The organism is Telluria sp. RT2P19 (assembly GCF_059685725.1).
Genome location: NZ_JCASIL010000003.1, coordinates 1 through 12375, shown reverse-complemented (window position 1 = coordinate 12375; position 12375 = coordinate 1). Strand labels below are relative to the sequence as shown.

Here is a 12375-nt window from a genome sequence, read left to right as displayed (position 1 = left end):
ATGACGATTCTCGGTGAAATGATCATCGGCCAGCAGTGCGTGCGCGGCACGGGCGGCGAGGCCTTCGGTTTCAACCCGTCCACCCGCGCCGACCTGGAGCCGGGCTTCGGCCAGGCGACCGGCGACGACGTCGAGCGCGCCTGCGCGCTGGCGGCGCAAGCCTTCGATCCGTACCGCGCGCTGCCGCTCGAGCAGCGTGCGCGCTTCCTGGAGGCGATCGCCGAACAGATCCTGGCCGTCGGCCCGGAACTGATCGAGCGCGCAATGCTCGAAACCGGCCTGCCGCAGGCGCGCCTCGAAGGCGAGCGGATGCGCACCGTGACCCAGCTGCGCCTGTTCGCCAAGGTCGTGCGCGACGGTTACTTCATGGATGCGACGGTCGACAGCGCCCTGCCGGATCGCACACCGCCGCGCCCCGACCTGCGCCTGCGCAAGATCGGCCTCGGCCCGGTGGTCGTGTTCGGTGCCAGTAACTTCCCGCTGGCGTTCTCGGTTGCCGGTGGCGACACTGCCTCTGCACTGGCCGCCGGCTGCCCGGTGGTGGTCAAGGCGCACGCCGCCCACCCCGGCACCTCGGAACTGGTCGGCCGCGCCGTCCAGCAAGCCGCGAAAGAATCCGGCATGCCGGAAGGCGTGTTCTCGATGCTGTATGGCGACGGCCGCACCATTGGCCAGCAACTGGTGTCCCATCGCGCCATCAAGGCGGTCGGCTTCACCGGTTCGCGCCAGGGCGGCACCGCGCTGATGCGCACCGCGGCCGGTCGCGATGAACCGATCCCGGTCTACGCCGAGATGAGCAGCGTGAATCCGGTGTTCCTGCTGCCAGGCGCGCTGCAGGCCGGCGGCGCGGCGCTGGCCCAGGGCTTCGTCGATTCGCTGACCCTCGGCGTCGGCCAGTTCTGCACCAACCCGGGGCTGGTGTTCGCGCTCGAGGGCCCTGACCTGGACGCGTTCGTCAAGTCGGCCGGCGAAGCGCTGGCGGGCAAGGGCGCCGGCACCATGCTGACCGCCGGCATCCACCAGGCCTACAACACCGGCGTGGCCAGGTTCGACCAGGTCGAGGGCCTGCAGCTGGTGGCCCAGGGGGCCGCAGAGGGCACGGGCTGCGCGGCGCGCGCCGCACTGTATGTATGCGATGCCGGCACCTATCTCGGCAATGCGGCGCTGGAAGACGAAGTGTTCGGCCCGGCCGCGGTGCTGGTGCGCTTCAAGGACGCCGGGCAACTGCTCGAGGCCGCCGAGCATTTGCATGGCCAGCTCACCGCCACCGTCCACGCGCAGTCGGCAGACCACGCGCTGGCCGGTTCGCTCCTGACCATCCTGGAACGCAAGGCGGGCCGTGTCCTGTTCAACGGTTTCCCGACCGGCGTCGAAGTGGCGCACGCCATGGTCCATGGCGGTCCGTTCCCGGCCACCAGCGATAGTCGCAGCACCTCGGTAGGCGCCTCGGCCATCGACCGCTTCCTGCGGCCGGTGTGCTACCAGAACGTCCCTGCCGACCTGCTGCCGGAAGCGCTGCGCGACGACAATCCGCTGGGCCTGGCGCGCCTGCTGGACGGAACCTTGCAGGCTGGAGGGAAAGCGTAACGCCTTAAGCTTTTATCGCAATACCAGCCGGGGGAGACGCCGGCTGTTTAACATGTAAAGAACTGATCACCATGAATCAGCAAGTCATCGACCTCGCACCGGCACAATCGGTGGTGGGCAAGTATCGCTGGACGATCTGCTCGCTGCTGTTCTTCGCCACCACCATCAATTACCTGGACCGCCAGGTCCTGAGCCTGCTCGCGCCGATGTTGTCCAGCGAGTTCGGCTGGTCCAACACCGACTACGCGAACATCGCCGCCACCTTCCAGTTCGTATATGCGATCTCGATGCTGTTCGCCGGCCGCGTGATCGACCGCATGGGCACCAAGCGCGCCTATGTGCTCGCGATCGTGGTCTGGTCGCTCGGCGCCATCGCCCACGCCTACGCGATCTGGATCGGCGAGGCGGTCAACACCGTGTTTACTTCCATCGGGCTGGCCGTGGTGCCGGTCTCGATCGCGGGCTTCATGATCGGCCGCGCGATCCTCGCCGTTGGCGAAGCGGGAAATTTCCCGGCCGCGATCAAGGCCACCGCCGAGTACTTCCCCAAGCGCGAGCGCTCGTTCGCGACCGGCATCTTTAACTCGGGCGCCAATGTCGGCGCCATCCTGGCGCCGCTGACGGTGCCGGTGATCGCCGAGGTATGGGGCTGGCAGGCGGCCTTCATCGTGATCGGCGCCATCGGCTTCCTCTGGATGGGCGCCTGGATCTGGCTGTACGAGGTGCCGGAACGCTCGCACCGGGTGGGCGCGGCCGAACTGGCCTATATCAACAGCGACGCCGGCGTCGCGCCGGCGGCGGTCGACAACACCAAGGTCGCCAAGGGTTCGTGGTTCAAGCTGCTCGGCTACCGCCAGACCTGGGCCTTCGTCGCCGGTAAATTCCTGACCGACGGCGTGTGGTGGTTCTTCCTGTTCTGGCTGCCGAAGTACATGTCGGCGCAATACGCCCTGTCGGCGACCGAGATGATCCTGCCGCTGGCGGTCCTGTACAGCATGACGATGGTGGGCAGTATCGGCGGCGGCTGGCTGCCGACCTACTTCCTCAACCGCGGCGCCGATATCTATCATGGCCGCATGCGCGCCATGCTCTTGATCGCACTGTTCCCGCTGGTCGTGCTGCTGGCGCAGCCGCTGGGCTACCTGGGCTTCTGGATTCCGGTGATCCTGATCGGCGTCGGCGCCTCGGCCCACCAGGCCTGGTCGGCCAACCTGTTTACGACTGTCTCGGACATGTTCCCGAAACACAGCATCGGCTCGGTAGTCGGCATCGGCGGCATGGCCGGCGGCCTGGGCGGCGTACTGCTGACCAAGCTCGGCGGCTGGCTGTTCGACTACTACGGCGCGCTGGGCCAACTGTCGACCGGTTACATGATCATGTTCTCGATCTGCGCGCTGGCCTACCTGGTCGCCTGGTGCGTCATGAAAGCCCTGGTGCCGCGGCACCGCGAAATCAAGGATCTGTAAGCATGTCGACGGAAATGGAAATCATCGCCGGCGTGCACTGCGCGACCGGTGAAAGCCCGATGTGGCATGCGGGGCAGCAGGCCTGGTACTGGGTCGACATTCCCGCGCGCCGTATCTGGCGACTGGACCACGCCAGCGGGGAACTGCGCCGCTGGCTGGCGCCGGAGATGGCGGCCTGCATCGCCGCACACAGCGGCGGCGGGCTGATCGCGGGCATGGAGACCGGCATTTTCCACCTGGACCTGAAGGATGACGGCACGGTGGCGGCGCACCGGCTGGATGCGCCGCCCTTGGCCGAACTGGGCGAAGGGATGCGCTTCAACGACGGCCGCTGCGACCGCCAGGGGCGCTTCTGGAGCGGCACCATGTTCATGGACATGGGGGCCGCGCGCGCGGTCGGCGGATTGTATCGCTACGCCGCCCGCGACGGCCTGCATGGTCCGGTGGTGTCGAATATGCTGACCCAGAACGGGCTGGCCTGGTCACCTGGCGGCGAGACGATGTACCTGTCCGACTCGCATCCGCAGCGCCGCATGGTGTGGGCGTATGACTACGACATCGACGCCGGCCTGCCGCACGGGGAACGGGTGTACCTCGACCTCGGTGGTCAGAAGGGGCGGCCGGACGGGGCCGCCGTCGACGCCGACGGCTGCTACTGGACCTGCGCCAACGATGGTGGCGTGGTGCAGCGTTATACCCCGCAGGGCAAGCTCGATCGCGAACTGGAGCTGCCCATGGCGAAGCCGTCGATGTGCGCGTTTGGCGGGCCGGATCTCGATATGCTGCTGGTGACGTCGATCGATCCGGGGACGGGGGGCGATGCGGGCGCCGTGGTGCTGCTGCGGCCTGGTGTGAGGGGCGTGGCGGAGACGCCGTTCGCGACCTGACCGAACCCGGCGACTTCACGCCGGCGCGTCGCGGGGTGGACGCCTTGCCGTCCACCCTAAGGGGTAATCGAGATTCCCAGCTGGGCCGCATGGCGGCGCAGAAAATCCACATGCGCGGCGCGGCTCGCGGGACCGTCATAGGGCAGGATGGTCCACAGCTCCGACGCCTTCATCGTCTGGCCAGGCGCCAGTTCGACATAGGGCGCGTGCACCTCCAGCTCCAGCATGCCCTGGCCCGACGCACCCGGATCCACGTCCTGATACAGCTCGACCTGGCCCTGGGCCGGATGGATCGCGGCGCGCGGCTGGTGGGTGAACCCGATCACCAGGACTTGACCCTCGCGAAAGGCCGCCAGCCAACCGCTTGAAGGCTGGGCGAACAGCTTGCCCTTGCGCGGCGCCTGTCCCGGCGCCGGCAGGTCGAGCGACAGCAGGCCGGCATGCAAGGTGGTCTGCAGTGCGCCGGCCGGCTCGATCCGGATGTCGTCTTGCGCCGCCACCGGCACATATGCCCACGTGCGTGCAGGCGCGCGCGTGTTGAACCAGATATCGCGTCCTGCCACTTTCGCGCTGCGGTTGGTGGCCTCGGCGTCCAGCCGCAGGCTGTTCGGCCGGTCCGCCACCAGGGCGTAGCGCTTGCGCAGCTGGATGCCTGACACCGGGCTGGCCGGACTGTCGAGCGTGATCGCGCCTGGCTGGCGCTTGACCAGCGTGTACCTGGCGAGGCTCAGCCAGGGGTCCGGCGGCCAGCTGGCCTTCGCCACGGCGCGCGCCGGATTCAGATCCTGGTGCACCCACCATTCGCGCTGCGGTCCAATCCAGACTTCATGGCCTTGATAGCGGACATGGCCGGAATGCGCGTCCGGCGCCGCCTCGGGGTCGCCTGCCCCCTCGTCGACCAGCAGGAAGTTGGGCTGGCCCGCGAGCGCAAACGACAGCAGGCGGCCGCCGGCCATTTCGGAGACGCGTGCCTGGACGACGCCATTGTCGACGCGGTGGCTGGGCAGTTGCGCGGATGCGCTTGCGGCGACGGCCAGGCAGGCAAGGCCGAGGGCCGGGAATGACTGGGACGGACGGGGCATGGAGGCAGGCGCTCGCTGGTCGTTGGGCGTTCCAGCATAGCAGAGGAGGGTGACGTATGGCGAGGCGCCAACGCACACCGAGCGCAAACAAGCCGCGACACCGGTCACCCGGTTTCGCGGCTTGCCGTAACTGGAGACGCTGGCGATTACTTCGAAGCGTCCTGCATTTTTTCGCCGGCGCGTTCTACGCTGCGGCCAGCAGCGGCGGTGGCGTCGCTCGCGGCATCCTTGGCTTCGGCGGCGGCTTCACGCGATTCCTGGCGGACTTCGGCGGTAGCGTTGTCGATACGGTCGCCAGCACGGTCGGCGGCGGCGGCGGCGCGGTCGCCGGCGGCGTCGATGCGGTCGCCCGCGCGTTCGGCAGCGGCGTCGGCAGCAGCCACGCCTTCACGGGTTTCTTCGGCAACTGCGCGGCCTGCGTTGTCGACGGCGGCGCCGGCTTCTTGAGCAGGGCCCATATTGTCGTTCTTGTTGCAGCCGGTTGCCAGCACGGCGACGGACAGCACGATGGCGGAGAGGGCGATGGTGGATTTCATGGTGTGCTCCTTTAAATAAGTGTTGTCGTTTAGCTTACACCTGTTGCTAATTGTTTGACTCGCCACGACCGCAATCGTGCGCGACAGGAGCATTAAAACATTTCCATTACTCATCGGCTGTGCGCTAGATAACGTAGCAACAACTCTGCATGGGGCGTCGACGTCGCCGGATCGGCGAAGCACACCCGAAGTTCCCGGTTGGCCAAGGTATCCCCGAGCAGTACGATCCCGACCGGCAGCTCGCGAGCGAAGCGGCCGGCAGCGGCCTCGGGCAGCATCGCGATGCCGCCGTCCTGCGCGACCAGCTGGGCGATGGCGTCGAAGCTGGGCGCCCCCACCCTTATCTTGAGCGGGCGATTCGCTCTGGACCGCGCGCGCCTCATGAAGTGCTGCATCGGCCGTACGGCCGGCAGGCACACGAAGGCAATTCGAAGGCGTCGCGCAGACGCGTGGCGGGGCGCTCGGCCAGCCGGTGGCCGTGCGGCACGAGCAGTACCAGGCGGTCGGTGCGAAACGGCAGCGAAATCACGTCGCCGGTCGCCACATTGCCGTCGAGGATGCCGATGTCGATCTCTCGCTCGCGCACCGCCTGCAGGATGTCGCGGCTGGTGCGCTCGTCGAGCTGCAGGTCGACCTCCGGGCGGTCGGCCAGGAACACGCCCAGGGCGGCGGGCAGAAAGGTGCTGATCGCCACCGTGGTGCCGGCCAGACGCACCGCGCCGCGCTGCGGGCCGCGCAGCTCGCGCAGCTCGCGCACGGTGGCGCACAGTTGCTCGACCTCGTTCACCACGCGCGCGGCGCGCTCCAGGATGAAGCGGCCAGCCGGCGTCGGCGCCATGCCGCCGGCCGCACGGGCAAAGACGACAATGCCGCAATCTTCCTCGACACCACGCAGGCGGTTGCTGGCCGCCGACAGGGCGATCGGGAAGCGCCCGGCGGCCTTGCTCAGGCTTCCGGCATCGGCGATGGCCAGCAGGAGGCGAAGATCGGTGAGGTCGATATGCATGGGGATTCTCGAAGCGCGAAGGCCGGGTCCACGATTGACGCATGCTAGCGCGGCCGGTTTCGCGGCAGAATAAGACTTTCATCTTCACGCCTTGTCATGAATTCTTCCCAAACCCGCCTCCGGCGCTGGTCGCAGGATGGCCGCCTGCACGCGGTCCTGGCCGCCGCCGGTTTCAGCATGAAGGCGGTGTTCGTCAAGCTGGGGTACGCTGCGGCGCCGGTCGACGCGCTGACCCTGCTGGCCCTGCGCATGGGCTGCGCGCTGCAGCTGTTCGTGTGGCTGGCATGGCGCGCGCGCGACCCGCGGGCCGCGCCGCTGTCGCTCAAGGACGGCGTCCATATCGCGGTGCTGGGCTTCCTGGGCTACTACCTTGCTAGCCTGTTCGACTTCTACGGACTGGAAACGATCACGGCCGGACTGGAACGCCTGATCCTCTACCTGTATCCGACCCTGGTGCTGCTGTTCCAGGTGTGCCTGACCCGCAAGCCGCCGTCCGGTCGCACCCTGCAGGCGCTGGCCATCTGCTACGCCGGCCTGGGCATCGGTTTCGTGCACGACCTGCGGGTGAGTGGCTGGAGCCATGAGGTGATGGTGGGATCGGCCTGGGTATTCGCCAGCGCCGTGACCTATGCCTTGTACTACCTCGGCACCGGCGCGCTCGTGACGCGAATCGGTTCCATGCGCCTGGCAGGGTTGGCCGGCAGCGCCTCGTGCGCGTTCGTGCTGGCGCACTTCCTGGCGGCCGGCGACGTGGCCGCGTTGCCGGCGCTGCCGGCGGCGGTTTGGCTCAATGGCGGCTTGATGGCGGTAGTTTCTACCGCCTTGCCGATCTACTGGCTGGCGCTGGCGATACAGCGCATGGGAGCGGCGCAGGCGGCGGCGGTGGGGAACCTCGGCCCGGTGCTGACCGTGTTTGCGTCGTGGCTGCTGTTGGGCGAACCGTTGTCGGCGTACCAGCTGGGCGGCCTGGCGCTGGTGATCCTGGGTGTCGCGCGGCTCAGGCCGGCCCCGAAGGCGCCTGCCACGCAGGCGGCGGCGCGGGCCTGACGCCGTCGGCCCGCTCACGGTCGAACAGCCCGGCACCCATCCAGCGGGGGCTTGAAGGCGCGCCGCGTGCCGGGACGGCCTTGTCCGCATAAACGGGACCCAGCGCGCGCAGAAGACGCGGAAAGGCGCGGCAATAGCTGGACTGGATGCCGGCCAGGCGCGCCAGTTGCGCGTAGTCGATCACGGTGCCCGGCGGAGCGGCGTCGAGCACCTGGGCGACGCGCTGGCGCCAGTCGTCGGACCACGACGCAAAGCGTTGGCCGAGATCGCGGACCGGGTCGCCCGGACGAATGACCCCACCCTCGACGACGCGCGCCAGGATGCCGCGCATGGCGCCGATCCTGGCCGCCAGCCGCTTGCCCTGCAGGTCGAGCCGCCCGCAGGCTTCGCAGGCGAACATCAGGCGCACCTGCGCGACGGCGCCGATCCGCAGCACGGTCCCCGAAGGCAGATGGCCCAAGTCGTCGTCGAGCAGGAGGTTTTCGCGCAGCGCCTGCGGCGCCAGCGCGAGGGCGGCGTAGCTGGACCTGGAGGCCAGCAGCAACTGGCGCGGGGACAGCGGGTCGAGATGGCGGTCGCCCTCGGCGCCGCTGTCCGCGATGAGCCGCATGCTGTCGACCCGAACCGGCGAGGGCTCGCCTGGATGGCGGATCGACAGGGCGGCGATCACCTTACTGCGCCGCGTGCAGCGCGCGCGCCGCTTCGCGGTACTTGGCGGCGTTAGGCACGTCGGTCCATTCGGGCTTGGCCGGATCGTTGGCGATATCCCGCAGGGCGACGGCGATCATGCGGTTCACGCGCGCCATATTGTCGTAGTCGATCTTGTCCCAGGTGTCGTCCTTGCCGTGGTAGTCGGGAAAGCCGAAGGCCACGCACAGGGTGTGGGCCGGCACGCCGGCATCGGCCAGCGCCTGGTTGTCGCTGCGCGCGAAATAGCGGTCGCTATTGGTGGGATGCTTCCAGAAACGGATGCCGGTGCGCTCGCCGGCGCGCTGCAGGGTCGTACCCACGGTCGAGTAATCGTAGCCGGTCATGGTCGCCGAACTCACTTGCGGGCCCTCGCTGTCGTCGGTGCGGCCCAACTGCTCGAGGTTCAGGTTCATCACGGTATCCTTCAGCGGGAACACCGGATTCTTGGCATAGTAGCGCGAGCCGAGCAGGCCCAGCTCTTCGCCGAACAGGGCGACGAACACGACGCTGCGGCGCGGGCGCTCCTTCTGCGCCGCCATGGCGGCGGCGATCTCGATCACCGAAACGGTGCCGCTGCCATCGTCGTTGGCGCCGTTGAAGACTTCGCCGTCGCGCATGCCCAGGTGGTCGTAGTGGGCGCTGAGCATGACGTAGGTGTTCTTGAGTTGCGGATCCGAGCCGCGCAGCACGCCGATCACATTGCGCAGCTTGACCGGAGTGACGGTCGGCGCCGCCACCTTCGCGGCGACGCTCGCGCCGCCTTGTTCCAGCGAACTCGCGATGTCGGCCGCATGCAGGAGCACGACCGGCGGGCCGTTCTTGACCATCGGCTGGCCCGGATCGATCAGCCAGCCGTCCTGGGTGCGGCCATGGCGGCGCTCGCGGTCGATCATCACGATCAGCGCCGGCTTGCTTTGCAGCTTCGCCTGCAACACGCCGGCCGCGCCGGGAATCGCCGCCGCCGGCACCACCAGCACCTTGCCATCGGCGGCGCTCTTGTCGTCGAGCGCCGCCTGCCATTGCATGAACACGGCCGGCGTGTTCTCGAGCGTGACCGGATCGACGAAGTTGGCCGAGGCGCCGCCGCGTGGCACGGCGATTGTCCTGCCCCCCGCCGTCACCATGATACCGATGTCGTTCTCGCCGCGCCTGGCGTATTGCCAGTTGGCGCTCTGGTAGTAGCCGTCGTCGCCGGCCGCTTCGAGTCCCGCGCGCCGGAACTGCGCCGCGATGTACTCGGCGGCCAGGTCGACGCCGCGCGACGGCGTGCCGCGGCCTTCGAGCAGGTCGGATGACAGGAAGGACAGGTGGCCGCGCAGCGAGTCGGCCGAGATCCGGGCGGCGAGCGTGTCATGTGCGGCGACGCGTGGAGCGTCGGCCTGGACCGCGCAGCCGGCGAGGGCGAGGCTGATGCTGAGACTGAGGGCGGAGACGAGATGGCGCATGCGATGGCTTCCTGGACTGGAAAAAATGGCAATATGACAGGTTGGGCAAGGGCGGTCAATCGCGGCTGCACGGATCTTCTGCAGGGCGACCTGGATGCGCCAGTATGTCTTTATTCGCTTCGCATGGCCTTCCAGAGCCGTTTGATCCGTCTTCCACGGGATTTCCACGATCATTCAGCCATGGCCCATTCGCGGCACCGTACCCATGCATCCATCCGGCGCCGGCGGCCGTCGGCTTCATCGTGCATGAACCGGGCGCCGAGCGTCCATCGCGGATTCGTCGACCGCGCTGTTCGGCCATAGCCAGGGCCGTCCGCGCGCCCGTGTCGTTTCGCCGACGGTGATTGCCGCTTCCAGGCCGCAGGGAGCGCGGCTTCGGTCGATCCGGCGGCCGTTTCGCTCCACCGCCCGTTCGATTCGTCGCACACCGGCTTGCCGGGCGCGCGGGTGCTGGGCACAATGGCCTACCTCCTGTCGAAAAGGCCAGCCGGCATGTCCAGCCTTACCCTGCCCATCTTTCCCCGGCGGCTCTCGCGCTCGCGACGCCTGCTGGCTGACCTGCCGCTGTCGATCGGTATCAGCGCACTGCTGGCCGCGTTCATCAGCCTGGTCTCCGGCCGATTCCTCGAGAACCTGCTGGTGTCGATCCTGATCGGCATCATCTCCTTCACCATGGTCAACGGGGGGCGCCTGCTGTTCTGGGATCGGCCGGACTGGGGTGTGCGCGAATGGGCTCCCTTCCTGGCGCTGGCCGTGGCGGCGTCGCCGGTGGCGCACTTCTGCGGCCTGCAACTTGGCGGGCTGGTGCTCGGCATCCGTACACCGACCCTGGCCGAATATCCCACAGTGGAGCGGATCAGCATGATCCTGTTCACGCTGCTTGGGACCACGCTGATGGTGGTGCTGGTCATGAACCGCGAGCGCTTGCGCCGCATCCAGGAAGATCACGCCGAGGCCCGGCTGCGCGCCGAGATCGTCGAGCGCCAGGCATTGCAGTCGCAACTGCGGCTGCTGCAGGCCCAGATCGAGCCACATATGTTGTTCAATACGCTGGCCAATCTGCAAGGACTGATCGCCCTGGATCCGGAGCGCGCCAGCGAGATGCTCGACCAGTTGATCCAGTACCTGCGCGCCACCCTGAGCGTGTCGCGCTCCGAGACCACGACACTCGAGCAGGAATTCGCCGCCATGGAGGCTTACCTGGGCCTGATGGCCGTGCGCATGGGCGAGCGCCTGTCATACCGCCTCGAATTGCCGTGCGAACTACGGACGGCGCGCCTGCCGACGATGCTGCTGCAGCCGCTGGTCGAGAACGCGATCGTGCACGGCCTGGAGCCGAAGGTCGATGGCGGCGAAGTCGTCGTCACCGCCAGCGTCTCGGGTGATCTGCTCGAGATCGAAGTGCGCGACACAGGCCTCGGCCTCGGCCAGGTATGGTCGCCGCATGGCGGCGGGGTGGGCGTGTCGACGACCCGCGAGCGCCTGGAAGTCTTGCACGGCGCGCGCGCCGCATTATTCCTGCTGGCGGCCGAACCGCAAGGTACGCTGGCCCGATTGACCCTTCCACTGGAGATGTCCGCATGATCCGCGCCCTGATTGCCGAAGACGAACCGATCCTTGCCGCCACGCTGGCCAAGACCCTGCACGGCTTGTGGCCCGAACTGGAGATCGTGGGCACGGCGCCGAACGGCCTGGCGGCGGTGGAGCAGGGACTGGCCCTGCGTCCGGATATCCTGTTCCTCGACATCCGCATGCCCGGCCAGACCGGCCTCGAAGCGGCCGAGGAACTGGCCGAGCGCTGGGAGGGGCCGCAACCGTTTCCGCACATCGTGTTCGTAACGGCCTTCGATGACTACGCGGTCCAGGCCTTCGAGCGCGCGGCGCTCGACTATGTGCTCAAGCCCGTGAGTGCGGGGCGGCTGGCCAGGACGGTGGAGCGCCTGCGGGTGCTGGTGGATGCACGTACCGCGCCTGCGAGCGCGTTGCCGGGGGCGGATTCGCTCGGCCAGCTGCTCGGCCAGCTGCAGGCGCTGCTGCCGGCGGCGCCGGCGACCTGCAGGCTGACCACCGTTCGCGCGGCGGTCGGCAATGTGGTGCGCATGATTCCAGTGGCCGATGTCGTGTTCTTCCAGGCGGTCGACAAGTATGTGAACGTGGCGACGGCGGACAGCGAGGCCTTGATCCGGGTGCCGCTGAAGGATCTGCTGGCGCAGCTCGACCCCGACCAGTTCAGGCAGGTCAGCCGCAGCATGGTGATCAATATGGCGTGCGTGACGAGTGCAGGGCGTGACGATCTGGGGAAAGTGACGCTGAATCTGCGCGGGAGGGCCGACAAGCCCAGAGTCAGTCCGGTGTATGCGCATTTGTTCAGGCAGATGTAGCGTCGAGCGAACAGCTGCTCGACCGCCGCGACGAACAATGCCTCGGCGCTCGCGCCCTCGGGATGGTTCTATCGAGACCCCGGCGATCGACAGTGCCAGATCAACGCTCGGGCAGGCCATCCAGTCATCGGTATTGGCGATGTACACGTTAAATATGGATGAGCGTTGAACTGTTGAGCTGCCCGGCGGTCCAACCCCTATCGTCGTCCATAGGAGTGAATCGTGAAGGCGCCCCGGTTCAAAAAGCT

Annotated in this window: 10 protein-coding genes and 1 pseudogene; 6 read left to right on the top strand and 5 right to left on the bottom strand. The window is 67.9% G+C overall.

What is annotated here, in order from left to right; translation table 11 throughout:
• The 3 genes from AC56KW_RS04390 (at position 1) to AC56KW_RS04380 (ending at position 3940) form a co-directional block, all read left to right on the top strand.
• Positions 1-1587: an aldehyde dehydrogenase (NADP(+)) gene (locus AC56KW_RS04390; protein ID WP_497169515.1), complete on the top strand. Its 1587-nt coding sequence runs from the start codon at positions 1-3 to the stop codon at positions 1585-1587.
• A gap of 71 nt (positions 1588-1658) precedes the next feature.
• Positions 1659-3053 carry an MFS transporter gene (locus tag AC56KW_RS04385; protein ID WP_497169514.1) on the top strand — a complete coding sequence of 465 codons (1395 nt, stop codon included), beginning with the start codon at positions 1659-1661 and terminating at the stop codon, positions 3051-3053.
• A gap of 2 nt (positions 3054-3055) precedes the next feature.
• Positions 3056-3940, top strand: coding sequence for an SMP-30/gluconolactonase/LRE family protein (locus AC56KW_RS04380; protein WP_497169513.1), 885 nt, complete (start codon positions 3056-3058; stop codon positions 3938-3940).
• A gap of 56 nt (positions 3941-3996) precedes the next feature.
• On the opposite strand, the gene AC56KW_RS04375 is transcribed toward AC56KW_RS04380, so the two are convergent.
• The 3 genes and pseudogenes from AC56KW_RS04375 to AC56KW_RS04365 all read right to left on the bottom strand — a co-directional run bounded on the left by AC56KW_RS04375 (position 3997) and on the right by AC56KW_RS04365 (position 6564).
• Entirely contained in the window at positions 3997-5022 is a 1026-nt protein-coding gene (locus AC56KW_RS04375) for a DUF4380 domain-containing protein (RefSeq protein ID WP_497169512.1), read from the bottom strand.
• Positions 5023-5168: 146 nt separating this feature from the next.
• The gene (locus AC56KW_RS04370; protein ID WP_497169511.1) at positions 5169-5558 is read right to left on the bottom strand and encodes a hypothetical protein; all 390 of its coding nucleotides are present in this window, start codon (positions 5556-5558) and stop codon (positions 5169-5171) included.
• A 110-nt stretch (positions 5559-5668) separates the two neighbouring features.
• Positions 5669-6564, bottom strand: a pseudogene (locus tag AC56KW_RS04365) (LysR substrate-binding domain-containing protein).
• A gap of 96 nt (positions 6565-6660) precedes the next feature.
• Here AC56KW_RS04365 and AC56KW_RS04360 point away from each other — a divergent pair.
• On the top strand, positions 6661-7611 hold the full coding sequence (locus AC56KW_RS04360) for a DMT family transporter (RefSeq protein ID WP_497169510.1): 951 nt from the start codon (positions 6661-6663) through the stop codon (positions 7609-7611).
• Here AC56KW_RS04360 and AC56KW_RS04355 read toward each other — a convergent pair.
• Together AC56KW_RS04355 and AC56KW_RS04350 are read right to left on the bottom strand one after the other, a co-directional pair.
• The gene (locus AC56KW_RS04355; protein ID WP_497169509.1) at positions 7562-8221 is read right to left on the bottom strand and encodes an MOSC domain-containing protein; all 660 of its coding nucleotides are present in this window, start codon (positions 8219-8221) and stop codon (positions 7562-7564) included. The genes AC56KW_RS04360 and AC56KW_RS04355 overlap by 50 nt on opposite strands.
• Before the next feature lie 61 nt (positions 8222-8282).
• Positions 8283-9746: a M28 family peptidase gene (locus tag AC56KW_RS04350; RefSeq protein WP_497169508.1), complete on the bottom strand. Its 1464-nt coding sequence runs from the start codon at positions 9744-9746 to the stop codon at positions 8283-8285.
• Positions 9747-10238: 492 nt separating this feature from the next.
• Between AC56KW_RS04350 and AC56KW_RS04345 the strand changes: the two genes are divergently transcribed.
• Together AC56KW_RS04345 and AC56KW_RS04340 are read left to right on the top strand one after the other, a co-directional pair.
• Positions 10239-11330 carry a sensor histidine kinase gene (locus tag AC56KW_RS04345; protein WP_497169507.1) on the top strand — a complete coding sequence of 364 codons (1092 nt, stop codon included), beginning with the start codon at positions 10239-10241 and terminating at the stop codon, positions 11328-11330.
• Positions 11327-12127: a LytR/AlgR family response regulator transcription factor gene (locus AC56KW_RS04340; protein ID WP_497169506.1), complete on the top strand. Its 801-nt coding sequence runs from the start codon at positions 11327-11329 to the stop codon at positions 12125-12127. The genes AC56KW_RS04345 and AC56KW_RS04340 overlap by 4 nt, the downstream gene beginning before the upstream one ends.
• Positions 12128-12375 lie beyond the last annotated feature (248 nt).

Bases quoted from the DNA above. Each gene is read 5' to 3' on its own strand.
- AC56KW_RS04360 (WP_497169510.1), top strand. From the start codon at position 6,661: ATGAATTCTTCCCAAACCCGCCTCCGGCGCTGGTCGCAGGATGGCCGC.
- AC56KW_RS04350 (WP_497169508.1), bottom strand. From the start codon at position 9,746: ATGCGCCATCTCGTCTCCGCCCTCAGTCTCAGCATCAGCCTCGCCCTC.
- AC56KW_RS04385 (WP_497169514.1), top strand. From the start codon at position 1,659: ATGAATCAGCAAGTCATCGACCTCGCACCGGCACAATCGGTGGTGGGC.
- AC56KW_RS04370 (WP_497169511.1), bottom strand. From the start codon at position 5,558: ATGAAATCCACCATCGCCCTCTCCGCCATCGTGCTGTCCGTCGCCGTG.
- AC56KW_RS04340 (WP_497169506.1), top strand. From the start codon at position 11,327: ATGATCCGCGCCCTGATTGCCGAAGACGAACCGATCCTTGCCGCCACG.
- AC56KW_RS04390 (WP_497169515.1), top strand. From the start codon at position 1: ATGACGATTCTCGGTGAAATGATCATCGGCCAGCAGTGCGTGCGCGGC.
- AC56KW_RS04355 (WP_497169509.1), bottom strand. From the start codon at position 8,221: ATGCGGCTCATCGCGGACAGCGGCGCCGAGGGCGACCGCCATCTCGAC.
- AC56KW_RS04375 (WP_497169512.1), bottom strand. From the start codon at position 5,022: ATGCCCCGTCCGTCCCAGTCATTCCCGGCCCTCGGCCTTGCCTGCCTG.
- AC56KW_RS04345 (WP_497169507.1), top strand. From the start codon at position 10,239: ATGTCCAGCCTTACCCTGCCCATCTTTCCCCGGCGGCTCTCGCGCTCG.
- AC56KW_RS04380 (WP_497169513.1), top strand. From the start codon at position 3,056: ATGTCGACGGAAATGGAAATCATCGCCGGCGTGCACTGCGCGACCGGT.